Source organism: Rhizobium sp. BK650, assembly GCF_014195325.1.
Taxonomy (GTDB): domain Bacteria; phylum Pseudomonadota; class Alphaproteobacteria; order Rhizobiales; family Rhizobiaceae; genus Rhizobium.
In genome coordinates this window covers 373,901-397,572 of record NZ_JACIBK010000005.1, presented here as the reverse complement: position 1 = coordinate 397,572, position 23,672 = coordinate 373,901, and the positions used below count along the sequence as shown (strand labels likewise).

Sequence of the window (23,672 nt, the reverse complement as noted above, 5' to 3'; positions counted from 1 at the left end):
GTTCAGTCGGGTTCAGGCCTTCAGCGCCGGGGGAATGGCGCGGCGATGTAGGGACAGCGAATGTTCCAAAAGGGACATGGCCTGAAGGATGATGAAATTCAACACGAGATAAATAATGGCGGCACAGAGGAAGACCTCCATGGTGCGGTAAGTCTGTGAGATCAGCCGCTGCGCCACACCCGTCACTTCCCAGACCGTTACGAGGCTGGCGAGCGCGGTCGACTTCATCATCAGCACGATCTCGGTCGAATAGGCCGGTAGCGCGTGCCGGAAGGCGATCGGCGCCAGGATGCGACGTACCATCAGAAAGCCTGACATGCCGATGGCGCGCGCTGCCTCGATTTCTTTCGGCGAGACGGCGCGAATGCCGCCGCGGAAGATCTCGGCAGAATAGCCGGCAGTGCAGAGGGCCAGCGAAAGGATCGCGCAGACCATCGGCTCGCGCAGGAAAGGCCAGAGGAAGGAGTAGCGGATGAAGCCGAACTGGCCGAGGCCATAGAAGATCAGGAACATCTGGATCAAGAGCGGCGAACCACGAAAGACGAATATATACCCCTTGGCAAAGCCTGACAGGATCGGATTGCCGCTGACGCGCATGGTGACGATGACAAGCGCAAGAAGTCCGCCGAAGAGGATCGATAGGAAGAACAGGATCAGCGTCGTCGGCACGGCTTTTAAGAGCGTGACCATGGTGCTGGAGAGGAAGGCGATATCCATGTGATCCCTCCTATGCCTGGCCCATGGCCGAAGCCGGCATGCTGCGATTGGCCTTGCGCTCGGCGCCATTAAAGACCCGGTCCGACAGGCTGGTGAGGATCAAATAGAGCGCGCCGCCGACGATAAAGAAGAGGAAATATTGCCGGGTCGAACCGGCGGCGACCTGGCTCGATCGCATCAGCTCGGCAAGGCCGGTAACCGAAATCAGCGCCGAATCCTTGAGGCTCAGCTGCCAGACGTTGCCGAGACCGGGAATGGCAAGGCGGAGAACCTGCGGGATGACAATGCGGCGGAACCTGAGACCGCGATGCATGCCGATTGCCGAGGCGGCCTCAAGCTCGCCCTTTGAAATGGCGAGATAGGCGCCACGGTAGACTTCCGCCTGATAGGCGCCGGAAATGATGCCGACGGCGAGCGCGCCGGCGGCAAAGGACGGCAGGCCGAGGAAACCCTCATAGCCCATCGATCGGCCGATCGCGGTTACCGCCGAAGAGCCGCCGAAATAGATGAGGTAGATGATCAGCAGCTCCGGCACGCCTCGGAAAACCGTGGTATAGATATGGCCGACCGTGGTGAGCACGATATTGCCTGATAGCTTCGCGGCCGCGATGACCGCACCGAGAACGGCGCCGATCGCCAGGGCTGTCGCCGTGACGCAGAGTGTCAGCAGGGCACCGACGAGGAGGAACGCTCCCCATCCGGTTGAACCGAAACCAATGAGTTCGAGTGTCGCCATGGGCCTTCCCAGCGCTGCCTTCGTCGTCATGACGGGCGGTCAGAATAGCACGTGGTCTCCGGTCAGAAAGCGGAGACCACGGAACGCGGCTTTGTGTCGAAAGCTTAGTTCTGCGGGCTGACGTCGACCTTGAACCACTTCATGGAGAGGTTCTTAACGGTGCCGTCGGCAAGTGCAGATTTGATCGCCTCGCTGAGCTTGTCGCGCAGGTCCGTATCGGCCTTGCGGATACCGAGGCCTTCACCTTCGCCCCAGATCGAGCCGACGATTTCAGGGCCGGTGAAGGCGAGCGTGTCATTGGCGGATGCAAAGGCGTTGGCGAAATATACGGCATCGTCGAAGCCGAGGTCGATGCGACCGTTCTGCAGGTCGAGGTCGCGGTCAGCACCGGTCTTATATTCGCGGATCTCGGCGATGCTGCCGAAGTTGTCGTAGACGAACTTGGCATAGACGGTTGCGGCCTGAATGCCGATCGTCTTGCCCTTGAAAGCCTCCTTCAGCGCCTCGATTTCCTTCACGCCGGTCTGTCCGGGCGTCATCTTGATGGTCGCGCCGGTGCCGGCCGCATTGGCAAGCGGGCTGTCCTTGGCGGTAGCGAAGGCGGCCGGTGTCGCGGCATAGGGGACGGTGAAGTCGATGACCTGCTTGCGCTCGTCAGTGATCGACAGCGCATCCATGATGACGTCGAACTTGCCGGCGTTCAGCGCCGGGATCATGCCGTCCCAGTCTGAGGCGACCAGCGTGCACTCAATCTTGGCACGTTCGCAGAGAACCTTGGCGAGTTCCGGTTCAAAGCCGCCGAGCGTGCCGTCGGCATTGGTGAGGTTCCAGGGAGCATAGGCGCCTTCGAGTGTGATGGTCGCCTTCGTCCAGTCTTTGGCAGAGGCCGGGCCCGCAAAGACGGCAGCCGTCATCGCGCAGGAAAGAAGAAATGTGCTGAGCTTCATGAATGTGATCTCCTCTGAGATTGGACAGACCTTGCGGCATGAGTGCCGATCTTCGCCGGCTTGCCCGCCCTGATCTGTTCTATTTTTAGATCGGCAGGTTGTATATGGTACCATATGAGATATTTTGTGATATGCAAGAAGAAAGTCGATTTGGAAGGCAGATTCCATTCGTGCAAAGGGAATAGGCAATGAAGCGTCCCAGCGAGATGAAGCGCGAACTGGCGGAGAACGACGGCGCGCCCCTCTATGCCGGCGTCAAGCAGGTCATTCTCGACCGGATCCGCAGCGGGGAATGGCCCCCGCGTCATCGCGTCCCCTCCGAAAACGAACTGGTGGTGGAGCTCGGCGTTTCCAAGATGACCGCCAACCGGGCGCTGCGGGAGCTGGCAAACGAAGGCGAGCTCGTGCGCATCCAGGGCGTTGGTTCCTTCGTAGCGGAACGCAAGGGCTATTCTGCGCTCTTCGAGGTGCGCAATATCGCAGACGAGATTGCCGAGCGTGGCCATACACATGAGGCGACAGTCATCGTTCTGGCCGAGGAGACGGCCTCTCCGGAGGTTGCCGACGCGCTTGAGCTCGACATTGGCGCGCCGGCCTTCCATTCGCTGATCGTCCACAGCGAGAACGGCGTGCCTGTGCAGATCGAGGACCGCTTCGTCAATCCGGGGGTGGTGCCCGATTATCTGGCGCAGGATTTTTCGACGCTGACGCCCAATGCCTACTTGACGGCCGCCGCCCCGCTCAGCGCATCTGAGCATATCGTCGAGGCGGTGGTGCCGCGCGCCTGGGAATGCAAGCTGCTGACAATTCTGCAGAATGAACCATGCCTTGCTATCCGCAGACGCACCTGGTCGGCCCGCCAGGTGGTTTCGACTGCCCGTCTCGTCTATCCCGGACACCGCTACCGACTGGAAACGCGCAGCGGCAAGATGTTCGAGGACTAGTCCGGTTGTATATGGAACACGCCCCGAAAAGCGCTTTCCCTGGCCCATTGGACGATCCTACGCCTTCTTGATCGAGATGGCGTAGCAGAGCGCCTGGCCGGAAAGATCGAGCCTGCCGCCATCGTTCTCTTCAAGCAGTATTGCATCGCCGGCGTCGAGTTCAATGCTTGCCGCACCTGTTCGTGCCGCCAGAGCTCCGTTGGCGCAAAAGAGCAGGAAAAACCCTTCCGCAAACGTCAGGCTCTTCTCACCATCGATGAAATGCCGCACGACTGCGTGCCACACGGCGCCCCGCCTGGCCATCACGTTCAGGTCGGTGATTGTGCCATCCGGCAGCGTTGCCGCGACGGCGATATCGGCGGCAAAGGCGAGGGGTTCGCTCTCCTGCGTCAGAAGCACCGGCTCACGCCCTTCGATGAAGAGCCGCATACCCTTGCCTTCCAGGATCGACAGCGTGCGATCGATCCCTGGAAAGATGGAGAAGGGCCCGTCGCAGGCAACGGTTGCCGTACTGACCCGCCAATCGAAATCGTCAAGGCCGGCGCCATCGGGGGAAATGGCGATTTCCACCGTTTCGCCGCCGCCGTTCTTCCACGGCATGCGCTTGTGATCGGCAGCACGCAGGACCCGCATCGTTCAGTTTCCGAGGATGCCGGGCAGGCGCAGGCCCTTTTCCTTGGCGCAGTCGATGGCGATGTCATAGCCGGCATCGGCGTGGCGCATGACACCGGTCGCCGGATCGTTCCAGAGAACATTTCCGAGGCGGCGGGCCGCGTCATCAGTGCCGTCGGCGCAGATGACCATGCCCGAATGCTGCGAAAAGCCCATGCCGACGCCGCCGCCATGATGCAGCGACACCCAGGTGGCGCCCGAGGCGGTGTTCAGAAGAGCGTTCAAGAGCGGCCAGTCGGACACGGCATCCGAGCCGTCCTTCATTGCTTCGGTCTCGCGGTTCGGCGAAGCGACGGAACCGGAATCGAGGTGGTCGCGACCAATGACGATAGGCGCCTTGAGTTCGCCGTTCCTGACCATCTCGTTGAAGGCAAGGCCGAGCTTGTGGCGGTCGCCGAGACCAACCCAGCAGATGCGCGCTGGCAGGCCCTGGAAGGCGATGCGCTCCTTGGCCATGTCGAGCCAGTTGTGCAGGTGCTTGTTGTCGGGCAGCAGCTCCTTCACCTTGGCGTCGGTCTTGTAGATATCCTCCGGATCGCCTGACAGTGCCGCCCAGCGGAACGGGCCGATGCCGCGGCAGAAGAGCGGACGGATATAGGCCGGCACGAAACCCGGGAAGGCGAAGGCGTTTTCCAAGCCTTCGTCCTTGGCGACCTGGCGGATATTGTTGCCATAGTCGAGTGTGGGAACGCCGGCATCCCAGAAGGCGACCATGGCTTCGACATGCGCCTTCATCGAGGCGCGGGCGGCCGCTTCAACGGCCTTCGGATCGGTTTCACGCTTGGCCTTGGCTTCGGCGACGCTCCAGCCGACCGGCAGATAGCCGTTGCGCGGGTCATGCGCCGAGGTCTGGTCGGTGACGATGTCCGGGCGCGGTCCGCCGGCCTTCATGCGGGCCACCAGGTCCGGGAAGATTTCGGCGGCATTGCCAACCAGGCCGACGGACTTTGCTTCGCCAGCCTTGGTCCAGCGCGAAATCTTTTCCAGCGCTTCGTCCAGCGTGTGAGCCTTTTCGTCGACATAGCGGGTACGCAGGCGAAAATCGATGCGGGTTTCGTCGCATTCGACGGCGAGGCAGCAGGCGCCGGCCATCACGGCGGCGAGCGGCTGGGCGCCGCCCATTCCGCCAAGACCACCGGTCAGGATCCATCTGCCCCTGAGGTCGCCATTATAGTGCTGGCGCCCAGCCTCGACGAAGGTTTCGTAGGTGCCTTGGACGATGCCCTGCGTGCCGATATAGATCCACGAGCCGGCCGTCATCTGGCCGTACATGGCAAGGCCCTTCTTGTCGAGCTCGTTGAAATGATCCCAGGTCGCCCAGTGCGGCACAAGGTTGGAATTGGCAATCAGCACACGCGGGGCATCCTTGTGAGTGCGAAACACGCCGACCGGCTTGCCGGACTGTACCAGTAGCGTTTCGTCGTCGTTCAGCGTCTTCAGCGTGGCAGCGATGCGGTCGAAATCATCCCAGGTGCGTGCGGCGCGGCCGATGCCGCCATAGACGACGAGCTCATGCGGGTTTTCGGCGACATCGGGGTCGAGATTGTTCATGAGCATGCGCAGTGGCGCTTCGGTCATCCAGCTCTTGGCGTTCAGCTCTGGCCCGCGGGGGGCACGGATTTCGCGGATATTGTGGCGCGGATTTACGGTCATGGTGATGTTCCCTTTTTTAGCGTTTCAGACCAAGCGCGATCTCTTCGATCCGCGTCAGAATGGACTTTAGGTGAATGCGCAGGTTATCGGCTTTCTCGCCGTCATAAGCGAAGGGCGGCGCTTCGCTTGCAAGGTGTGTGGATTGGGCGAGCTCCATCTGGATGGCATGGACACCGGTTGCCGGCTTGCCGTAATGGCGCGTCGTCCAGCCGCCCTTGAAGCGACCGTTTAGGATGCTGTCGTAGCCCGCTGCAGCCGATGCGACGGCGATGGCCGCGTGCTCGATGGCCGGATCGCAAGTCTTGCCCATATCCGTGCCGATATTGAAATCCGGCAATTTGCCCTCGAAGAGGAAAGGAATGTGGGAGCGGATGGAGTGGCAGTCGTAAAGAACGGCGATGCCATGAATGGATTTGACCCGTTCGATCTCGGCCGCCAGAGCGGCATGATAAGGCGCATGAAAATCGCGCAGCCTGACGGCGATATCGGCCTCGATCGGCGCTGCCCCATCCTTCCAGATCGCCTTGCCGTCGAAATCGGTCTCCGGGATCAACCCGGTCGTGTTCTGGCCGGGATAGAGGCTGGTGCCGGAAGGGTCCCTGTTGGCATCGATCACATAGCGATGGAAGGTTGCGCGCACCGTCGTCGGATTGCCGAGCAACCCGTCATAGAGCCGGTGGATGTGCCAGTCGGTATCGGCAAGCAGCCGGCCGTTGTCGTTCAGGCGCTCCCAGATATCGGAAGGGACTTCGGTGCCGGTATGCGGAAAGCCGAGGATGACGGGGGAAGTGCCTTGCTTGACCTCGAAAACGGACATGTCAGGCCTCCAGAGCCGGCAGAATGCCGCTTGAAACGGATGCGTTGAGCGCGCCGCTGGCAATGAGCACTGTGGCCGCCTTCAGGTCGTTCGCCATGTAGCGATCCTCTTCGAGCGACGGTACGACAGCGCGGATGGCGGCGATCGCCTTCTTGAGCTCGGGGCTGGTCGCGAGCGGGGCGCGAAGCTCCACCCCTTGCGCGGCTGTCAGCGCCTCGATGGCGATGATCGCAAAGAGATTTTCGGTCATCGGCAAAAGCCGGCGCGCGCCGTGGCAGGCCATGGAGACATGGTCTTCCTGATTGGCCGATGTCGGCGTCGAATCGACGGAGGCCGGATGCGACATCTGCTTGTTCTCGCTCATCAGTGCGGCAGAGGTAACCTCGGCGATCATCAGGCCGGAATTCAGGCCCGGCTTCTTGGCAAGGAAGGCCGGCAGGCCGTAGGAAAGGGCGGGATCGACGAGCAGCGCGATACGGCGCTGGGCGATCGCGCCGATTTCGCAGACGGCAAGGGCAATCTGATCGGCGGCAAAGGCTACAGGCTCGGCGTGGAAATTGCCGCCTGAGACGACGGAATTGTCCGACAGCACCAGCGGATTGTCGGTCACGGCATTGGCTTCGATCTCCAGCGTGCGGGCAACCGAGCGCAACAGATCGAGGCAGGCGCCGTCGACCTGCGGCTGGCAGCGGATGCAATAGGGATCCTGAACACGCTCGTCACCCTCGATATGGCTCTGGCGGATCGGCGAGTTTTCGAGAAGGGCGCGTAAGGCTGCTGCCGTATCGATCTGGCCGCGGTGGCCGCGCAGCGTGTGGATATCCGGATGGAATGGCGCCGACGAGCCCATGGCCGCGTCGGTGGACATGGCGCCGGTAACCAGCGCCGATTGCGCCGCCCGGTGGGCGCGGAACAGGCCGGCGAGCGCGAGCGCCGTCGACGTCTGCGTGCCATTTATGAGCGCCAGCCCTTCCTTGGCTGCGAGCACGACGGGCTGCAGTCCAGCCCTTAGAAGTGCGGTTGCGCCATGCAGCCTTTCGCCGCTGAAGAAGGCTTCGCCATGGCCCATCATCACGGCCGTCATATGGGCAAGCGGCGCGAGATCGCCAGAAGCGCCGACCGAGCCTTTTTCCGGAATGACCGGGATGACACCGCGCGCCATCATTGCCTCGATCAGCCGCACCAGCTCCAGACGCACGCCGGAGGCGCCGCGGCCAAGCGAAACGAGCTTCAGCGCCATGATCAGGCGCACGACATTTTCCGGCAGCGGTTCGCCGACGCCGCAGCAATGCGACAGGATCAGATTGCGCTGCAGGGTTGCCACATCGGCATTGTCGATCTTGATCGAGGCGAGCTTGCCGAAGCCGGTGTTGATGCCGTAGACCGGCGCATTGCCGGCGGCGATCTCGGCGATGCGGTTGGCCGCCTTGACGATGCCAGCGTCGAAGGACGGGTCGAGCTTAGCCGGAACGCCCGTCCAATAGATGGTTGCAAGGTCCTGAAGCGAAACGGAACCTGGATGGAGGGTGATGGTCATCGGTCGATCCTCTGGCCCTTAAAAACATGTGCATGAAGTGGGTTGAAGCCGATGCGGTAAACCAGCTCGGCAGGGCTCTCGATGTCCCAGATCGCCAGATCGGCCGACTTACCGGCTTCGATCGTGCCGGTTTCTTCAAGCAGGCCGAGGGCGCGGGCGCCTTCGCGGGTAGCACCAGCGATGCATTCTTCCACCGTCAGCCTGAACAGTGTCGCCGCCATGTTCATGGTGAGCAGCAGAGAGGTGAGCGGTGACGTGCCGGGATTGCAGTCGGTGGCAACAGCGATATGGACACCCGCCTGCCGCAGGGCCTCGACCGGCGGCTTCTGCTTTTCGTTGATCGCGTAGAAGGCACCCGGAAGCAGGACGGCAACCGTGCCGGACACCGCCATTGCCCGCGCACCATCTTCGTCCAGATATTCCAGATGGTCCGCCGAAAGGGCGCCGTAGGAGGCGGCGAGTTTCGCGCCGCCAAGATTGGAGAGCTGCTCGGCATGGAGCTTGACGGGAATCCGGAGCGAACGGGCCTTGTCGAAGACGCGTGCAATATCATCGAGCGAGAAGGCAATGCCTTCGCAGAAACCGTCGACGGCATCGATGAGGCCTTCGGCACGTGCCCGCTCAAGCCCCGGCAGGACGACATCGGAAATGTAATCGTAGTTGCGTCCCTTGTATTCGACGGGTGTCGCATGGGCGCCGAGATAGGAGGTGATGACCCGCACCGGCCGGTGATCTGCGAGGGCGCGGGCGACGCGCAGCATCTTCAGCTCGGCCTCGATATTGAGCCCGTAGCCGGACTTGATCTCGATCGTGGTGACGCCTTCCGAGATCAGCGTGTCGAGCCGCGGCAGCGCGGCTTCGATGAGACCTTCGACGGTGAGTGCGTTGGTCGCCTTCACGGAGGAGACGATGCCGCCGCCGGCACGTGCAATCTCTTCATAGGTCGCGCCTTTAAGCCGCATCTCGAATTCCCGGGCGCGGTTGCCGCCATAGACGATATGCGTGTGGCAATCGACGAGGCCGGGCGTGACCCAGCGACCTTCGAGATCGGTAATCTCGGCCGCCTCGATCAGCCAGGACGGCAGCTCGCCTTCCGGCCCGGCAAAAAGAATGCGCCCGCCTTCGTAAACGACGGCGCCTTTTTCGATGATGCCAAGGCCCGGCAGATCCTCCCGCAGGCTCGCCAGGCGCGCGTTGCGCCAAAGCGAGCGGGCGCTGGAACTGTGGCCCGATCCGGAAAATTTGTCCCCACTCATCAGCTTTACGCCTTTCCTTATGGCGGAATATGTATATACATAATCGAAAGCGTGACAAGTGGAAATTTATGGCCTTTCGCATAAAGACAAGCGGACAGGGTCAACTATGAAACGGGAGAGCGATCATGACGAGACTTCATGCAGCGACGGCTTTGCTGGCCGAAGGCTGGCGCAAAAATGTGCGCCTGACGCTTGCAGATGGGCGAATTGCTGCGATCGAGACTGATGTCGTGCCTGCTGCCGGAGACGAGCGCCATGCCGTTCTTTTGCCGGCGATGCCGAACCTTCATAGTCACGCCTTTCAGCGGGCAATGGCGGGGCTTGCCGAAGTCCGCGGCCCGGCCAATGACAGCTTTTGGAGCTGGCGCACCGTCATGTACAAGTTCGCACTTTCGATGACGCCTGACCACGTCGAGGCGGTGGCAGCCAAGCTCTATATGGAAATGCTGGAAGCCGGCTTTTGCCGCGTCGGCGAATTCCACTATCTGCATCACGACAAGGACGGCAGCCCCTATGCCAATATCGCCGAAATGGCGGAACGCATCGGCGCTGCAAGTGCGGAGGCCGGTATAGGATTGACGCTGCTGCCGGTGCTCTACGCCCATTCCGGCTTCGGCGGAGCCGCTCCCATCGAGGGACAGCGCCGCTTCATCAATTCCGCCGATGATTTTGTGCGGCTGATGGATGGCTGCCGGCAAGTCACGGGCAGGCTTGCGGGTGCAGAGATCGGCGTCGCGCCACACAGCTTGCGCGCCGTCACACCGGACGAACTCGCCGTTGCCATTCGGCTTGCCGGCGAGGGTCCGATCCACATTCACGTCGCCGAACAGGTCAAGGAGGTCGAGGATTGCATCGCCTGGTCCGGCGCAAGACCTGTCCAGTGGCTGCTCGATCATGCGCCGGTCGATCAGCGCTGGTGCCTCATCCACGCGACCCATATGAGCGAGGACGAAACGCGGCGGATGGCAAAAAGCGGCGCCATTGCCGGCCTCTGCCCGATCACCGAAGCCAATCTCGGCGATGGCACTTTCTCTGCGCCCCTGTTCCTGTCGGAAGGCGGGCGCTTTGGCATCGGCTCGGATTCCAATATTCTGATTTCCGTTGCCGAGGAGCTTCGCCAACTCGAATATTCCGAGCGACTGGCGCTGCGTGCCCGCAATGTCGTCGCCACCGCCGGCGGCTCCACCGGGCGGGCCCTCTTCGAGCACGCGCTTACCGGCGGCGGTGCGGCATTGAAGTCGCCTTCAGGCCTTGTGGCGGGCAACTATGCCGACATCATATCGCTCGATATCAGTGCCGTTTCCTACCTTTCCGAGGACAGGCTCATCGATCATTGGATCTTTGCCGGTGGCGTGGCGGTCGACAGCCTCTGGGCGCTCGGCCGCAAGCAGGTCGAAAATGGCCGCCACCTGCGGCGCGACCTGATTGACCGCCGGTTTGGGACTGCCATGAACGAGCTCCTGGCGGCATGACAATCTTTCCCCGGCGCTTCCAAGGCGTTAGAGCGGAAGAAGAGCTGGAGCGCGACGATGAATGAACCCAAGGAAACGACCTTACACCAGCGTATCCTCGGCGATATCGAGGGCCGTATCGTCTCGGGCGAATGGCCGCCCGGCTATCGAATCCCGTTCGAGGTAGAGCTGACGAAACAATACGATTGCTCCCGCATGACGGTGAACAAGGCGCTGACCCAGCTGGTGAAGGCGGGACTCATCGAGCGGCGGAAGAAATCCGGCAGCTTCGTCATTCAACCGCAGGCACAATCCGCGGTGCTCGAGATCCACGATATCAAGGCCGAGGTGCAGTCCCTCAATCTCGCCTATTCCTACAAGGTCGCAAAGCGTGTCCGGAGAAAAGCGCAGGCGCAGGATCGGCAGATGCTGGAGCTGCAGCAGAATTCCAACCTGATCGAAATCATCTGCACCCATTATGCCGGATCGCAGCCCTTCTGCCTGGAGAAGCGTCTGATCAATCTCCAGACCGTCCCCGAGGCTGCCGATCAGGGCTTCGAGGACACGGCGCCCGGCCCGTGGCTCTTAAGCCAAGTTCCCTGGAGTGCGGCCGAGCACAAGATCTTCGCAATCGGCGTCGACGAGGAGGAGGGCGCCATGCTTTCCATCCCCGAGACGACCGCATGCCTCGTCGTCGAACGACGCACCTGGAACAAATCCGGCCCCGTCACCCATGTGCGCTTCGTCTATCCTGGCAATCGCCATGCGCTCTATGCTCGCTTCACACCGGAAGCGGTGAAATAATTGATTTCTCGATAAAAAGCGCCCGTCACCTCGACCGGACGACTATTATTGCCGCCGCACTGGGTCGACGCTTTCCTTAGAAAGCGATTTTCCCGCCGTCAACATCCCTCAAACAGGGTATTGCCAAGGTCGGCGCTTACGATCAGGCGGTAGGAATTAAGCGGTTCCCGGCCAGCGCAAGCGTCTAAGCCTCCTGCGCTTGCGGGATGAGCGGCGGCACCTGGATGACAATAGGCTTGCTTGCACCGGATTCGATGAGTTCGAACACTTTCGTCAGCATGCCCGGCACATCCTGACGCACCATCTCGATGCCGTTGCCGAGCAGGGTGACGAAGGGGTCCCAGTCGAAACAACCGAGCACCAGGCTGCGATCGTCCAGGTGGCCGGAGCGGCGGATCCAGCGCATGACGCCCTCAAGGGAGATCGTCGAATTGACGAACATGCCTTTCGGCAGGGCATTGCCATCAAGGGCGCGCTCGTCCAGTGCCTTCTCGGCCTTTTCCGGCGCATAACCGCAGGCCAGGATATTCTCCTCGTAAACGGCAACGCCGAGATCGGCATGCGCCTCACGAAATCCCCTTATACGTTCGGCCGTGTTGTGGTCGCTGCCACGCCCGCCGATGAAGAGCAAGGGCTCCATTTTCCCGAGCCTCTGCTCGCTGTTTTTGAGGATGCGGCGCGTCAACTCGCGGGCGCCGGCAAAATTGTCCGAGATGACCGAGGGGGCAAGCGTGCCGGGCAGGTCGAGATTGAGGCTGCGCACGCCGGCTGCCGCACACATTTCGGTGATTCGGTCGGGATCGGTGGCACCCGTCGCGATCAGGCATTCGACCTGATAGGAAAGCATGGTGCGCGCCGCCTCGACCTCGAGCTGCGGATCACGGCGCGTGCAGGTGATGATCGGGAAGAGACCGCGCGCCCGGGCCATGTCTTCGAATGTTTCGACGATCGAGCCGAAATAGCGGTTGTCGTATTTCGGCACGATCATGCCGATAATGTGGGACTTTTCGCGCCTGAGCAGGCTTGCCTGCATGTTCAGCGCATACCCCTGCTCCTCGGCGATCCGTATGATCTTTTCGGCAAGCTGGGCACTGATCCGACGCTTCTTCCAGTTGCCGTTGAGCACGGCGCTGACAGCACTTGCCGACGTGCCGGCCAGCTCCGCCAGGTCGTAAATCGTCGTCCGCTTCGCCTGCTTCACCTGAGTCAAAATGGCCCTCTCCGTTTGGGCTAACTTGACATCAAACGGCAGAAGTGGCAATTGTTGCTTCATCGATTGAGCAGGCATGCGCAATCGATGATACAGTCCGGCTCGTAATGCCGGTGCAGGGAGGTATTTCTAAGAAGCTGCGGGAAGGCCGTGCTTTTTGCAGGGGCGTTTTGCGCGTCGCTTTTGTGGCGGCGAAGGCGGCGGCGAGCGGGCAAACCGTGGTGACTACCAGCAATGCCTGGGCCTGTCATTCGATCACACCAAGGAGGAGAAAATGAATTATCGCAATTTGCTTATGGCCTCAGCGACCGTTTTCATGGGTCTTGCTGGTGCAGTTTCGGCTCAGGAAGCTGCGACTGTCGCTTTCCTGATGCCCGATCAGGCATCCACCCGTTATGAGCAGCACGACTTCCCCGGCTTCAAGGCCGAGATGGAAAAGCTGTGCCCGAAGTGCACCGTCGTCTACCAAAACGCCAATGCCGATGCGTCTCTGCAGCAGCAGCAGTTCAACTCGGTAATCGCCCAGGGCGCCAAGATCGTCGTCCTCGACCCCGTCGATTCCGCTGCTGCGGCTGGCCTCGTCGAGATCGCTCAGTCACAGGACGTCAAGGTCATTGCGTATGACCGCCCGATCCCGGACAAGCCGGCGGATTACTACGTTTCCTTCGACAATGAAGGCATCGGCTATGCGATTGCCAAGTCGCTCGTCGAGCACCTGAAGGCTTCAGGCGTTGCCGATGGAGCGGGCGTGCTCGAAATCAATGGCTCGCCGACCGATGCGGCAGCCGGCCTGATCCGCGACGGCATCCATCGCGGCCTCAAGGAATCTACCTATAAGACGCTTGCTGAATTCGACACGCCGGAATGGGCGCCGCCGAAGGCACAGGAATGGGCTGCCGGCCAGATCACCCGCTTCGGCGCCGACATCAAGGGTGTCGTTGCCGCCAATGACGGTACGGCCGGTGGCGCGATTGCCGCCTTCAAGGCCGCCGGCGTCAAGCCGGTTCCGCCGGTCACCGGCAATGACGCGACTATCGCAGCCCTCCAGCTGATCATCTCCGGCGACCAGTACAACACGATCTCCAAACCATCCGAAATCGTCGCGGCAGCCGCTGCCAATGTTGCGGTCAAGATGATCAAGGGTGAAAAGCCGGAAGCCAAGACGACGCTCTACAATACACCGTCGCAGCTCTTCATCCCCGCCGTTGTGACGGCGGAGAACATCAAGGCCGAAATCTTCGACAAGAAGATCCAGACGCCCGAGCAGATCTGCACCGGCGAATATGCCGAAGGCTGCAAGAAGCTTGGCATCACCAACTAACCGCGCTTGAGTAAGCTCCGGCTGCGCCCGTTGCAGCCGGATGCCACTATGGCAAGAAGGACTGCCCCCAATGAGCAGGGATGTGAAGGATATGCCGCAGAAGGGTCAAACGATCCTCCGGTTGAGCAATATTTACAAGAATTTCGGTGCGGTGTCGGCACTGAGCGATATCGAGCTCGACGTGAAGGCCGGCGAGGTCGTGGCACTGGTCGGTGATAACGGTGCCGGCAAGTCGACGCTGATCAAGATCCTGGCGGGCGTGCATCAACCCTCGTCCGGAACGATCGAATTTTGCGGCCAGAACGTGACGCTCGACAGTCCCGGCAAGGCCCTGGAACTCGGTATTGCCACTGTCTTCCAGGATCTCGCGCTCTGCGAAAATCTCGATGTCGTCGCCAACCTTTTCCTCGGCCATGAACTTTCTCCCTGGAGCCTCGATGAGGTCGCCATGGAAGTCCGCGCCTGGACCCTTTTGAGAGAGCTTGCCGCCCGCATCCCCTCGGTACGCGAGCCGATCGCCTCGCTTTCGGGTGGCCAGCGGCAGACGGTCGCCATTGCACGCTCGCTGCTGCTCGATCCGAAGATCATCATGCTCGACGAGCCGACCGCGGCTCTCGGCGTCGCCCAGACCGCGGAAGTGCTGAACCTCATAGAGCGGGTGCGCGAACGCGGCCTCGGCGTCATCATCATCAGCCACAATATGGAAGACGTGCGTGCGGTGGCCGACCGCATCGTCGTGCTGCGCCTCGGGCGCAACAACGGTGTCTTCACGCCCGATTCATCCAACCAGGAACTCGTTGCCGCAATTACCGGCGCTACTGAAAACGCGGTCTCCCGGCGGATCGAGCGCAAGACGGGCGCTGCCCACGAAACCAGCGGGAGGCCTGCATGAGCCAGAAGATGTCAGAGACTATCCGCCAGCCGGCCGCGCTTGACCGCAGCGACGAACGGGTGCGCCACGACGACAATGTTACAGGCATGGTCAAGGCCTTCTTCGACCGCGTCCGCTCGGGCGATCTCGGCATGCTGCCGGTTTTCGTCGGCCTAATCGTCATTTCGACGGTCTTTTCGCTGCTCAACCCGGTGTTCCTGGCGCCCAATAACCTCGTCAACCTGCTGTTCGACTGCGCCACTGTTGGCGTCATCTCGCTCGGTATCGTCTGCGTACTGATGCTCGGCGAGATCGATCTATCGGTCGGCTCGATGAGTGGGCTTTCCTCCGCCATTCTCGGCGTGCTCTGGGTCAATATGGGCTGGCCGATCCCGCTGGCGATCCTGGTTGCAATCGTTGCCGGCATTGTCGTCGGCTCGCTCTACGCGGTGCTTTATAACAGGCTCGGCATGCCAAGCTTCGTCGCCACGCTTGCCGGCCTGCTCGCGCTCCTCGGCATGCAGCTCTATATCCTTGGACCGACAGGGAGCATCAATCTACCCTATGCCTCGCCGCTCGTCCGCTTCGGCCAGATCCTCGTCATGCCCGACTGGCTATCCTATCTGCTGGCACTGCTGCCGGGTATCACCCTTGTCGTCAATGAAATGCGCAAGCGCCGCCAGCGCCAGGCGTCCAATCTCTCGTCGCCTCCCGTTGGTGCGCTGGCGATCAAAGCAATCGTGCTGACAGCAGCTCTCGAATTTGCCGTCTATTATCTCAATCTCGGCCGCGGCGTGCCGTGGATGTTCGGTCTCTTCGTCGCCATTGCTATTATCCTGAATTATGGGCTGACCCGTACCAAATGGGGACGCTCGATGTTTGCCGTCGGCGGCAATCGCGAAGCAGCGCGGCGCGCCGGCATCAATGTGCGCCGCATCTACCTCAGCGCCTTCGTGCTCTGCTCGACGCTTGCCACGATCGGCGGCATTCTGTCCGCCTCGCGGCTCGCCTCCTCCAGCCAGCAGGCCGGCACCGGCGACGTAAACCTCAACGCCATTGCGGCGGCGGTTATCGGCGGCACCAGCCTGTTCGGCGGCCGTGGCAGCGCCTATTCGGCCCTGCTTGGTATCATCGTCATCCAGGCGATTTCCAACGGGCTGACGCTTCTCAACCTCAGTTCGTCGCTTCGCTACATGATCACAGGCGCTGTTCTCGCGATCGCCGTCATCGTCGATTCACTTGCCCGCCGATCCCGTGTCAGTCACGGCCGCGCCTGATGACACATTCTCAAGGAGTATTTGCATGACTGACCTCATGAAGGGCAAGGTTGCCGCCATCACCGGTGCGGCATCGGGAATCGGCCTTGAATGCGCCCGCACACTCCATGCCGAGGGCGCAACGGTCGTGCTCGTCGATCGTGCCAAGGACAAGCTTGAGGCGCTCTGCAGGGAGATCGGCGAGGGCGCTCTGCCGCTCGTCGTCGATCTTCTCGACGGTCCTCAGGTCTCCGGCATGCTGCCGCGCATTTTAGAATTGGCCGGCCGTCTCGACATTTTCCACGCCAATGCCGGTGCCTATATCGGCGGCCCCATCGCCGAAGGCGATCCTGATGCCTGGGACCGCATGCTCAACCTTAACATCAACGCCGCCTTCCGCTCGGTCCATGCAGTGCTGCCGCACATGATCGCGCAGAAGTTCGGCGACATTCTCTTCACGAGTTCGATTGCAGGCGTCGTGCCGGTCGTCTGGGAGCCGATCTATACGGCCTCGAAATTCGCCGTTCAGGCCTTCGTCCACTCCACCCGACGCCAGGTCGCCCAGCATGGCGTTCGGGTCGGCGCCGTGCTGCCGGGACCGGTCGTCACCGCTCTGCTCGACGATTGGCCGAAGGCCAAGATGGAAGAGGCGCTCGCCAATGGCAGCTTAATGCAGCCGAAGGAGGTCGCCGATGCCGTGCTCTTCATGCTGTCGCGGCCGCGCAATGTGACGGTCCGCGATCTGGTCATCCTGCCCAACAGCGTCGACCTCTGAGATTGGCAGCAAAGCGCGTAGCGGTTTGCTGCAATTGCGTGAAAACAAAGAGATGGGGCTTGCCTGTCATTTGAAGAAAACGGACATGCTCTAGAACCTGAAACTGCCGATTTGAATCGAGAGATCATGAGCGACACTTCACACACGCCATCAGCGGGTGCCAAGCATGTCATCGGCGTCGATGTCGGCACCGGCAGCGCCCGCGCCGGCCTGTTCGACCTTGATGGCCGGATGCTTGTATCCGCCAAGCGGGATATCACGCTGTTTCACGAGCCGGGCGCCATTGTCGAGCAGTCGAGCAACGAGATCTGGACTGCTGTCTGCGCAGCTGTTCGTGAGGTCGTTCACGAAAGCGGCATCGATCCCGCATCCGTAGCGGGTCTCGGTTTCGACGCCACCTGCTCGCTCGTCGTGCTCGGCGAGGGCGGCAAGCCGCTTGCCGTCGGCCCGTCCGAAGATCCCAACCGCAATATCATCGTCTGGATGGACCACCGTGCCGTCCCCCAGGCAGAACGCATCAATGCGCTTGGTCACGACGTGCTGCACTATGTCGGCGGTCGCATCTCGCCCGAGATGGAAACGCCGAAGCTGCTCTGGCTGAAGGAGAACCGCCCGCAGGTTTTCCAAGCCGCCTGGCAATTCTTCGATTTGGCTGATTTCCTGACCTGGCGGGCGACGGGCGATCTGTCGCGTTCCACCTGCACGGTCACCTGCAAATGGACCTACCTTGCCCATGAGAAGCGCTGGGACGCATCATACTTCCATCAGATCGGTCTTGGCCTACTCGCCGACGACGGCTTTGCGCGCATCGGCCAGGCGATCGTCGAGCCGGGGTTTGCGCTTGGCCAGGGGCTGACGGCGGTTGCGGCAGAGGAACTTGGGCTCGTTGAGGGAACCGCCGTCGCTGCCGGCCTGATCGATGCCCATGCAGGCGGGCTCGGAACCGTCGGCATCGGGTCGGGCCCCCAGGCCAATCTCGGCTACGTCTTCGGCACCTCGTCCTGCACCATGACCTCGACGCTAGAGCCGGCCTTTGTGCCCGGTGTCTGGGGTCCCTATTATTCGGCGATGGTGCCAGGCATGTGGCTGAATGAGGGCGGCCAGAGCGCGGCAGGCGCCGCCATCGACCAGTTGCTGTCCTTCCATCCGGCCGCCGGTGAGGCCAGTGAGCTGTCTAACGCCAATGGCGTTCCACTGCCGGTCTTGCTCGCCGACATGGCAGCACAGAAGGCTGGCCACGCTTCAGAAGCTGTCAAGTTCGTTGCCGGCCTGCATGTGGTTCCAGAATTTCTCGGCAATCGCGCGCCCTTTGCCGATCCGCATGCCCGCGCCGTTATCGCCGGGCTTGATATGGAACGGGATCTCGACAGTCTGGTCTGGCTTTATGTCGCCGGCCTGTGCGGTATCGGATATGGCCTGAGACAAATCATCGACGCGCAAGCCGATGCCGGTGTTATCGTCGACAATGTCGTCATCAGCGGCGGTGCCGGCCAGCACCATTTCGTGCGCCAGATCCTTGCCGATGCGAGCGGAAAGCCAGTGGTCGCGACGACGGCCGAAGAGCCGGTCCTGCTGGGCGCTGCCATCCTGGGCGCTGTTGCCGGTGGGCTGTTTGCCGATGTGCGTGCGGCAATGACGAAACTCTCGACCGCCGCGGAGACTTATCCGCCGACGCAAGGCATGGTCGCCGATCTTCATGCGAAGCGTTATGAAGGTTTCAAGCAACTCCAGACGCTGGCGAGGACATTGCGGCAGGCCTGACGAGCGCATGATCCTGAAGGGCTTTCTTTACCATCTGATGGGATGGCACACGGTCACGATCTCGGTGTGCGGTATGTAGCGATATTCGACAATCATATCGCTGCAATCGAGGCGCCGGTGCTCGACGTAATGGGCCCGAATGACGGGCCTTGAACGATGCTTGACGACCGGCGGCCGCTGATAACCTTGTATCATGTCGGCAGACATGGCCGGGACCACGAGACCCGGCGTTGTTGCCAGGCATAGGAGCGATATCAACAAGGCGCGCATTGAGCCTCCCTCTGTTGCGAAAGAGCGGGCGTGGTCTGCACATCCGCTCGAAAAGGTTCAGTGCTTGGTCAGCTTTGCTTCTTCCGCCGCGGCGAGAAAATCTGCCCTGGCCGTTTCCATGCTCACGCGTCCCTCGACCGCACCTTTGCAGGCATTGCTTGCCTTGACGAATTTGGCTCCCGTTCGCTGCGGCCACATGTCGTGGAGATAGATAAGCGCGTCGAACGGGCCCGTAACGATTCGGGACCCCGCGTGACCGAATACGATTTCGACGGGTTCGTTCCATTGCGTGTTGGGCATTTTTTGCTCCTCCTGTCCCGGGCGCCACAACGTCGCAGATGAGAAATTTGTTCCCGCCCTTCGAGCCATTGGTTGGCGGCGGCGTTTACCGAGCTCGTGCCAGATTGCAGTCGCTCGGACAGGCAGGCTCTTCACAGATTTCGGGGCCCATCCAGGTTAGTAAATCTGTTTTTATGATACAAAACATATTACTTGATTTAAAAAAATTCCAAGCTTAGCTTCTGCAAAAATCAAATTCAATAAACGAGGAACATCCATGCAGGCTAAGGCGACCCTGAACAGGGAATTTACGATTTCGAACGTTGACAAGCGTGTTTACGGCTCCTTCCTGGAGCATATGGGTCGCGCCGTATACACTGGTATCTACGAGCCGGGTCATGAAAACGCTGATAAGGACGGGTTCCGTAGCGACGTTCTTGATATGGTGCGCGATCTCGATATGCCGATCGTGCGTTATCCCGGCGGCAATTTCGTCTCAGCCTACCATTGGGAAGATGGCATCGGGCCGCGAGAACAGCGCCCGACGCGCCTTGACCTCGCCTGGCGCACGCGTGAGACCAACCAGATGGGCGTCAACGAATTCGCCGATTGGTCGAAGCTCGCCAAGACTGAGATGATGCTGGCCATGAACCTCGGTTCGCGCGGCTTGAACGACGCCCGTAATTTCCTCGAATATTGTAATCATCCGGGTGGCACCTATTGGAGCGACCTGCGCGCCAAGCACGGATACAAGGACCCGCACAATGTCCGCATCTGGTGCCTTGGCAATGAGATGGACGGCCCCTGGCAGGTCGGCCATAAGACCGCGACGGAATATGGTCTGCTTGCCAATGAAGTCAGCAAGGCCTTCAAATATTTCGACAAGACGCTCGAAACCGTGGTCTGCGGCTCGTCGAACGATAAGATGAAGACCTATCCCGAATGGGAAGCGCAGGTTCTCGACGCGAGCTACGACAGCGTCGACTACATCTCGCTGCACAAGTATTTCGGCAATGAAGAAAACGATACGCTGAACTACTATGCCAAGGCGATAGAGCTCGATCGCTATATCGTCACGATCGGTGGCGTCATCGACTATATCAAGGCGAAGAAGCGCTCCAAGCGCGACGTGAAAATCTGCTTCGACGAATGGAACGTCTGGTACCACGACCGCAAGGAAGACGATCAGCGCTACAAGAACTGGGATTGGCCGGAAGCCCCACCGCTGCTCGAAGAGCTCTACAATCTCGAGGATGCGATCTTCGTCGCCTCGCTCATCAACGTTTTCATCCGCCGCTCCGACCGCGTCAAGATCGCCTGCATGGCGCAGCTCGTCAACGTCATCGCCCCGATCCTGACCAAGGCGGGTGGTCCGGCCTGGCGCCAGTCGATCTACTACCCGCTGCAGTTCGCCTCGAAATACGGGCGCGGCACTGCGCTGGCGGTATCCTCGTCCGGTCCGACCTATGATTGCGAGGTAGCTCAGGACGTTCCCTATCTCGATCTCTCGGCCGTGCTGCACGACGACGGCAAGAGCATGGCGCTCTTTGCAATCAACCGCAGCCTCGACGAGGCGATCGACCTCGACATCGCCCTGCAGGGCTTCAAGGGCGCGAAGGTCGTCCAGCATCACACGATGGTGGGCGACGATCTCAAGGCCCGCAACTCTGTCGAGGATCAGAACCGCATCGTGCCGAAGGCAGGGTCCGGCCTGCAGGTCACCGACGAGGGCAGGCTCACCGGGTCGCTGCCAGCGAAATCCTATCATTTCATCCTGCTCTCCGTAGCCGCGGCGTGAGCTGATTGCCATCGGGGCAGCGGAGGAGGCTGCCCCGTCTGAAGTGCCAATCGGGAGGATATATGTCTGGGATCAAACTGACTGACGTCAGGAAGTCGTTCGGCTCTTTCGCTGTCATTCACGGCGTCGATATCGAGATCAAGCAGGGCGAGTTTGCCGTTTTCGTCGGCCCTTCCGGCTGCGGAAAATCGACGCTGCTGAGAATGATTGCCGGGCTCGAGGAAACGAGCGGCGGGCAGATCAGGATTGAGAATGAGGATGTGACCCATCGGGAGGCATCGAAGCGCGGCGTCGCCATGGTCTTCCAGTCCTATGCCCTTTATCCACATCTTTCGGTTTTCGAGAATATGGCCTTCAGCCTGTCGATCGCCAAACGGCCGAAGGCGGAGATTCAGGAGAAGGTGAAGGCGGCTGCCGATATCCTGCGTCTGACCGACTATCTCCAACATAAGCCGAGCCAGCTCTCCGGCGGCCAACGCCAACGCGTGGCGATCGGCCGCGCCATCGTGCGTGAGCCGCGGGTTTTCCTGTTCGACGAGCCGCTCTCCAACCTTGACGCGGAACTGCGCGTGAAGATGCGCATGGAAATTGCCCGCCTGCACCGGCAGATCGGGGCGACGATGATCTATGTCACCCATGATCAGGTCGAGGCGATGACGCTCGCCGACAAGATCGTCGTCTTGAAGGAAGGCGTTGTCCAGCAGGTCGGCGCACCGCTGGAACTCTACCGCAATCCGCAGAACATGTTTGTCGCCGGCTTTATCGGTTCGCCGGGGATGAATTTCCTCAAAGGCAAGGTCGTGGCTTCCGGCCAGGGATCGGCACGCATCGAGCTCGATGATGCGCCGGGTCAGGCTTTCGAGCTGCCGACGCGCGCGCCCGTCGCTGAGGGCGCGGCCATCAATGTCGGCGTGCGGCCCGAGCATATCGGGCTTGGCGCGGATAGCGCAGGCCTGATGCTGCCTGTCACGGCCGAGTTTACCGAAGAGCTCGGCGGCACCGGATATCTTCACGTACTGACGGCAACCAATGCGGAGATGACCGTCGAGTGCCGCGAAAGCAGGCCTCAGCCGAAGGAGAAGATCAGCCTCTCGCTGAGAGTGCCTGAAATGCTGGCTTTCGATGCCGAAGGCAGAAGGCTCAGTTGATTGAACGGTGTCCGGAGCGTCCGGAGACCGAAAGAAATGCAGGAGACGTGATCGCGCGCCTTAGGAGGAGGTTCGCGACACGAGATGCCCCGCTCCGCGGGGTGAGCTTAACCCAATGCTTTAGAGGAGGAACAAACGTGAGAAAGCTCTTAAAACTTGCCGTTTCGGCGGCAATCGCATTGCTGCCATCGGCAGCCGCATTCGCCCAGACGGACATTACCTGGTGGGACTTCTTAGGCGGCGGCGACGGTGTGCGGATGAAGGCGCTCATCAAGGAATTCAACGACACGCATCCCGACATCAAGATCAATGCGACGACGCTGGAATGGGGCGTGCCTTTTTATACCAAGGTGCAGACGTCCGCCGCCGTCGGCCAGCAGCCTGACATCATGACCTATCACATGTCGCGCTATCCGCTGGCTGTTCCAACCGGCATCCTGCGGCCCTTTACGGATGAGGAACTGGCATCTGCCGGCATCAAAAAGGAAAACTATGTCGATTCCGCCTGGAAGCAGGCGACCTTTGACAACAAGGTCTACGGCATTCCTTTCGACGTCCATTCGATCGTCCTCTATTACAACAAGACCATCCTGAAGGAAGCCGGGCTGCTCGGCGATGACGGTTTGCCAAAAGGTCTTGACGGTCTCGATAATTTCAATGCCGCGCTCGACAAGATCAAGGCGACGGGCAAGGTCGAATATCCGTTGTCGCTGCACACGGACGAAGGCGGCTCCATGTGGCGTGTCTTCTACACGCTGCTGTCTCAGCAGGGCGCCAAGTTCATCGACGGTGACCAGATCCTGCCCGGCGATGCCGGCGTAAAGGCGCTGAAGACCATGGCGAACTGGGTTTCCTCCGGCTACTCGCCGAAGCTGATCTCCTATCAGGCCTCGATCGCGCTTTTTACCTCAGGCAAGGCTGCGATGCACATCAATGGTGTCTGGGAAGTGCCGACGATGGTCGATCTCGCCAAGAAGGGAGATCTTGGCTTTGAATGGGGTGCTATCGAAATCCCGAACCTTATGGGAACGCAGGCCACGTGGGCGGACTCGCATTCCTTCGCTGTTCCAAACAGCGAGAGTAAGCCGATCACGCCCGAAAAGCTGAAGGCCGTGCTGCAGGTCATCGCCTGGATGAACGAGCACTCGATCTCCTGGGCAAGTGCGGGCCACATCCCTGCCTATAAGCCGGTGACGGACAGCAAGGAATTCAAGGAAATGCAGCCGAACGCCACCTATGCGAAGCTCGCCAATACGGCCGTCTTCGACCCGGTCTCCAAGCTCGCAGGCGTCGCCGGGCCGATCTACGAGGCAACCCAGAACTTCGTGGTTCCCGCACTCAATGGCCAGCTCGATCCGGAAGATGCGATCGACCAGATGCGCGAAGAGCTGGAAAACCAGAAGTAAGGAGATGCTGGCCGGAGCGCACCTCCGGCCAGCCCTTCGCCCA

The 23,672-nt window shown here is 60.9% G+C and carries 21 protein-coding genes; 11 read left to right on the top strand and 10 right to left on the bottom strand.

Going from position 1 to position 23,672, the window contains the following annotated elements:
- Positions 1–12 precede the first annotated feature (12 nt).
- The 3 genes from FHX15_RS15625 to FHX15_RS15615 all read right to left on the bottom strand — a co-directional run bounded on the left by FHX15_RS15625 (position 13) and on the right by FHX15_RS15615 (position 2,400).
- Complete coding sequence (locus tag FHX15_RS15625) at positions 13–717, bottom strand: ABC transporter permease (RefSeq protein WP_184398568.1); 705 nt, start codon at positions 715–717, stop codon at positions 13–15.
- A 10-nt stretch (positions 718–727) separates the two neighbouring features.
- The gene (locus FHX15_RS15620) at positions 728–1,453 is read right to left on the bottom strand and encodes an ABC transporter permease (protein ID WP_184398566.1); all 726 of its coding nucleotides are present in this window, start codon (positions 1,451–1,453) and stop codon (positions 728–730) included.
- Positions 1,454–1,557: 104 nt separating this feature from the next.
- Positions 1,558–2,400 (bottom strand): transporter substrate-binding domain-containing protein, encoded by an 843-nt coding sequence (locus FHX15_RS15615; protein ID WP_184398563.1) that lies wholly within the window; start codon positions 2,398–2,400, stop codon positions 1,558–1,560.
- A 188-nt stretch (positions 2,401–2,588) separates the two neighbouring features.
- Here FHX15_RS15615 and hutC (FHX15_RS15610) point away from each other — a divergent pair, with 188 nt between their 5' ends.
- The gene (gene hutC, locus FHX15_RS15610; RefSeq protein WP_184398560.1) at positions 2,589–3,344 is read left to right on the top strand and encodes a histidine utilization repressor; all 756 of its coding nucleotides are present in this window, start codon (positions 2,589–2,591) and stop codon (positions 3,342–3,344) included.
- Between the two features lie 57 nt (positions 3,345–3,401).
- Here the strand turns inward: hutC (FHX15_RS15610) and FHX15_RS15605 are convergent, their stop codons facing one another.
- Genes FHX15_RS15605 through hutI form a run of 5 tightly spaced genes read right to left on the bottom strand, consistent with a single transcriptional unit; the run spans position 3,402 to position 9,279 of the window.
- Positions 3,402–3,977, bottom strand: coding sequence for a HutD family protein (locus FHX15_RS15605; protein ID WP_184398558.1), 576 nt, complete (start codon positions 3,975–3,977; stop codon positions 3,402–3,404).
- Between the two features lie 3 nt (positions 3,978–3,980).
- Positions 3,981–5,669, bottom strand: a complete 1,689-nt coding sequence (gene hutU, locus FHX15_RS15600; RefSeq protein WP_184398555.1) for a urocanate hydratase — start codon at positions 5,667–5,669, stop codon at positions 3,981–3,983.
- Positions 5,670–5,685: 16 nt separating this feature from the next.
- Positions 5,686–6,486: an N-formylglutamate deformylase gene (gene hutG / locus FHX15_RS15595; RefSeq protein WP_184398553.1), complete on the bottom strand. Its 801-nt coding sequence runs from the start codon at positions 6,484–6,486 to the stop codon at positions 5,686–5,688.
- 1 nt (position 6,487) lies between these two features.
- On the bottom strand, positions 6,488–8,023 hold the full coding sequence (hutH, locus tag FHX15_RS15590; protein WP_184398551.1) for a histidine ammonia-lyase: 1,536 nt from the start codon (positions 8,021–8,023) through the stop codon (positions 6,488–6,490).
- Positions 8,020–9,279, bottom strand: coding sequence for an imidazolonepropionase (gene hutI, locus FHX15_RS15585; RefSeq protein ID WP_184398548.1), 1,260 nt, complete (start codon positions 9,277–9,279; stop codon positions 8,020–8,022). Before hutI ends, hutH begins: the two co-directional genes overlap by 4 nt.
- A 125-nt stretch (positions 9,280–9,404) precedes the next feature.
- Here hutI and FHX15_RS15580 point away from each other — a divergent pair, with 125 nt between their 5' ends.
- Both FHX15_RS15580 and hutC (FHX15_RS15575) read left to right on the top strand, forming a co-directional pair.
- Positions 9,405–10,751 carry a formimidoylglutamate deiminase gene (locus FHX15_RS15580; protein WP_184398545.1) on the top strand — a complete coding sequence of 449 codons (1,347 nt, stop codon included), beginning with the start codon at positions 9,405–9,407 and terminating at the stop codon, positions 10,749–10,751.
- Positions 10,752–10,808: 57 nt separating this feature from the next.
- Positions 10,809–11,534 carry a histidine utilization repressor gene (gene hutC / locus FHX15_RS15575; protein ID WP_184398543.1) on the top strand — a complete coding sequence of 242 codons (726 nt, stop codon included), beginning with the start codon at positions 10,809–10,811 and terminating at the stop codon, positions 11,532–11,534.
- A gap of 184 nt (positions 11,535–11,718) precedes the next feature.
- On the opposite strand, the gene FHX15_RS15570 is transcribed toward hutC (FHX15_RS15575), so the two are convergent.
- Positions 11,719–12,744 carry a substrate-binding domain-containing protein gene (locus FHX15_RS15570; RefSeq protein WP_184398541.1) on the bottom strand — a complete coding sequence of 342 codons (1,026 nt, stop codon included), beginning with the start codon at positions 12,742–12,744 and terminating at the stop codon, positions 11,719–11,721.
- 274 nt (positions 12,745–13,018) lie between these two features.
- Here FHX15_RS15570 and FHX15_RS15565 point away from each other — a divergent pair, with 274 nt between their 5' ends.
- The 5 genes from FHX15_RS15565 (at position 13,019) to FHX15_RS15545 (ending at position 18,728) form a co-directional block, all read left to right on the top strand.
- Positions 13,019–14,065, top strand: coding sequence for a sugar ABC transporter substrate-binding protein (locus FHX15_RS15565; RefSeq protein ID WP_184398539.1), 1,047 nt, complete (start codon positions 13,019–13,021; stop codon positions 14,063–14,065).
- A gap of 70 nt (positions 14,066–14,135) precedes the next feature.
- A complete protein-coding gene (locus FHX15_RS15560) occupies positions 14,136–14,957 on the top strand; it encodes an ATP-binding cassette domain-containing protein (protein WP_210290720.1) in 822 nt (273 codons plus the stop codon).
- Positions 14,954–16,213, top strand: a complete 1,260-nt coding sequence (locus FHX15_RS15555; RefSeq protein ID WP_184398537.1) for a sugar ABC transporter permease — start codon at positions 14,954–14,956, stop codon at positions 16,211–16,213. Before FHX15_RS15560 ends, FHX15_RS15555 begins: the two co-directional genes overlap by 4 nt.
- A gap of 25 nt (positions 16,214–16,238) precedes the next feature.
- Positions 16,239–16,967, top strand: coding sequence for an SDR family oxidoreductase (locus FHX15_RS15550; protein ID WP_184398535.1), 729 nt, complete (start codon positions 16,239–16,241; stop codon positions 16,965–16,967).
- 126 nt (positions 16,968–17,093) lie between these two features.
- The gene (locus FHX15_RS15545; protein WP_184398533.1) at positions 17,094–18,728 is read left to right on the top strand and encodes an FGGY-family carbohydrate kinase; all 1,635 of its coding nucleotides are present in this window, start codon (positions 17,094–17,096) and stop codon (positions 18,726–18,728) included.
- Between the two features lie 327 nt (positions 18,729–19,055).
- Here the strand turns inward: FHX15_RS15545 and FHX15_RS15540 are convergent, their stop codons facing one another.
- Positions 19,056–19,298: a DUF982 domain-containing protein gene (locus tag FHX15_RS15540; protein WP_184398531.1), complete on the bottom strand. Its 243-nt coding sequence runs from the start codon at positions 19,296–19,298 to the stop codon at positions 19,056–19,058.
- 256 nt (positions 19,299–19,554) lie between these two features.
- On the opposite strand from FHX15_RS15540, the gene FHX15_RS15535 reads away from it, so the two are divergent.
- The 3 genes from FHX15_RS15535 to FHX15_RS15525 all read left to right on the top strand — a co-directional run bounded on the left by FHX15_RS15535 (position 19,555) and on the right by FHX15_RS15525 (position 23,629).
- Positions 19,555–21,075 carry an alpha-N-arabinofuranosidase gene (locus tag FHX15_RS15535; RefSeq protein ID WP_184398529.1) on the top strand — a complete coding sequence of 507 codons (1,521 nt, stop codon included), beginning with the start codon at positions 19,555–19,557 and terminating at the stop codon, positions 21,073–21,075.
- A gap of 62 nt (positions 21,076–21,137) precedes the next feature.
- Positions 21,138–22,223: an ABC transporter ATP-binding protein gene (locus FHX15_RS15530; RefSeq protein WP_184398527.1), complete on the top strand. Its 1,086-nt coding sequence runs from the start codon at positions 21,138–21,140 to the stop codon at positions 22,221–22,223.
- Positions 22,224–22,360: 137 nt separating this feature from the next.
- The gene (locus FHX15_RS15525; protein ID WP_184398525.1) at positions 22,361–23,629 is read left to right on the top strand and encodes an ABC transporter substrate-binding protein; all 1,269 of its coding nucleotides are present in this window, start codon (positions 22,361–22,363) and stop codon (positions 23,627–23,629) included.
- Positions 23,630–23,672: the final 43 nt, after the last annotated feature.

What these genes read in the sequence shown, in the direction of transcription:
- FHX15_RS15625 (WP_184398568.1), bottom strand. Translation starts at nt 717, where the DNA reads ATGGATATCGCCTTCCTCTCCAGCACCATGGTCACGCTCTTAAAAGCC.
- FHX15_RS15620 (WP_184398566.1), bottom strand. Translation starts at nt 1,453, where the DNA reads ATGGCGACACTCGAACTCATTGGTTTCGGTTCAACCGGATGGGGAGCG.
- FHX15_RS15615 (WP_184398563.1), bottom strand. Translation starts at nt 2,400, where the DNA reads ATGAAGCTCAGCACATTTCTTCTTTCCTGCGCGATGACGGCTGCCGTC.
- hutC (WP_184398560.1), top strand. Translation starts at nt 2,589, where the DNA reads ATGAAGCGTCCCAGCGAGATGAAGCGCGAACTGGCGGAGAACGACGGC.
- FHX15_RS15605 (WP_184398558.1), bottom strand. Translation starts at nt 3,977, where the DNA reads ATGCGGGTCCTGCGTGCTGCCGATCACAAGCGCATGCCGTGGAAGAAC.
- hutU (WP_184398555.1), bottom strand. Translation starts at nt 5,669, where the DNA reads ATGACCGTAAATCCGCGCCACAATATCCGCGAAATCCGTGCCCCCCGC.
- hutG (WP_184398553.1), bottom strand. Translation starts at nt 6,486, where the DNA reads ATGTCCGTTTTCGAGGTCAAGCAAGGCACTTCCCCCGTCATCCTCGGC.
- hutH (WP_184398551.1), bottom strand. Translation starts at nt 8,023, where the DNA reads ATGACCATCACCCTCCATCCAGGTTCCGTTTCGCTTCAGGACCTTGCA.
- hutI (WP_184398548.1), bottom strand. Translation starts at nt 9,279, where the DNA reads ATGAGTGGGGACAAATTTTCCGGATCGGGCCACAGTTCCAGCGCCCGC.
- FHX15_RS15580 (WP_184398545.1), top strand. Translation starts at nt 9,405, where the DNA reads ATGACGAGACTTCATGCAGCGACGGCTTTGCTGGCCGAAGGCTGGCGC.
- hutC (WP_184398543.1), top strand. Translation starts at nt 10,809, where the DNA reads ATGAATGAACCCAAGGAAACGACCTTACACCAGCGTATCCTCGGCGAT.
- FHX15_RS15565 (WP_184398539.1), top strand. Translation starts at nt 13,019, where the DNA reads ATGAATTATCGCAATTTGCTTATGGCCTCAGCGACCGTTTTCATGGGT.
- FHX15_RS15560 (WP_210290720.1), top strand. Translation starts at nt 14,136, where the DNA reads ATGAGCAGGGATGTGAAGGATATGCCGCAGAAGGGTCAAACGATCCTC.
- FHX15_RS15555 (WP_184398537.1), top strand. Translation starts at nt 14,954, where the DNA reads ATGAGCCAGAAGATGTCAGAGACTATCCGCCAGCCGGCCGCGCTTGAC.
- FHX15_RS15550 (WP_184398535.1), top strand. Translation starts at nt 16,239, where the DNA reads ATGACTGACCTCATGAAGGGCAAGGTTGCCGCCATCACCGGTGCGGCA.
- FHX15_RS15545 (WP_184398533.1), top strand. Translation starts at nt 17,094, where the DNA reads ATGAGCGACACTTCACACACGCCATCAGCGGGTGCCAAGCATGTCATC.
- FHX15_RS15540 (WP_184398531.1), bottom strand. Translation starts at nt 19,298, where the DNA reads ATGCCCAACACGCAATGGAACGAACCCGTCGAAATCGTATTCGGTCAC.
- FHX15_RS15535 (WP_184398529.1), top strand. Translation starts at nt 19,555, where the DNA reads ATGCAGGCTAAGGCGACCCTGAACAGGGAATTTACGATTTCGAACGTT.
- FHX15_RS15530 (WP_184398527.1), top strand. Translation starts at nt 21,138, where the DNA reads ATGTCTGGGATCAAACTGACTGACGTCAGGAAGTCGTTCGGCTCTTTC.